The sequence below is a fragment of the Pseudomonas sp. AC463 genome (assembly GCF_979253585.1).
Genome location: NZ_CEEDDZ010000296.1, coordinates 1 through 339, shown reverse-complemented (window position 1 = coordinate 339; position 339 = coordinate 1). Strand labels below are relative to the sequence as shown.

The 339-nt window shown below is 62.8% G+C and carries 1 protein-coding gene; it reads left to right on the top strand.

Going from position 1 to position 339, the window contains the following annotated elements:
* Positions 1-298, top strand: a 298-nt coding sequence (locus AC0IYH_RS30220) for a hypothetical protein (protein ID WP_471837810.1), incomplete at its 5' end; no start/stop codon positions are given.
* Positions 299-339 lie beyond the last annotated feature (41 nt).

The window sequence follows — 339 nt, the reverse complement described above, 5'->3', positions numbered from 1 at the left end:
GCACGCAACCGGTGTGGGGCTAAAGCCTCTGCCGATCATGCAGCTTGGTTCTCAAACGCGGCCTAGCGCGCCCGGTTATTGGTGGGGAGCGCGACTGTGGCAACCGGGCGCAAAGGCATGGATGCCATCGATCGAGGTCGCGCGCGGCGCGGTCGCCGAAATGGTGGCGCTTGCGATCTCCAGCGACCGGGGCGAGCAGCGCCGCCTCTTCCTGGTCGTCGACGGCACGCGTGAGCAGCTGGACTGGAGCGAGATGATCGATCTCGCCGCAAGGGCCGATTTCCCCGTTATCATTTGATTAACCAAAACACCTCAATTTGGTTTTGTCGCCCGCATCGC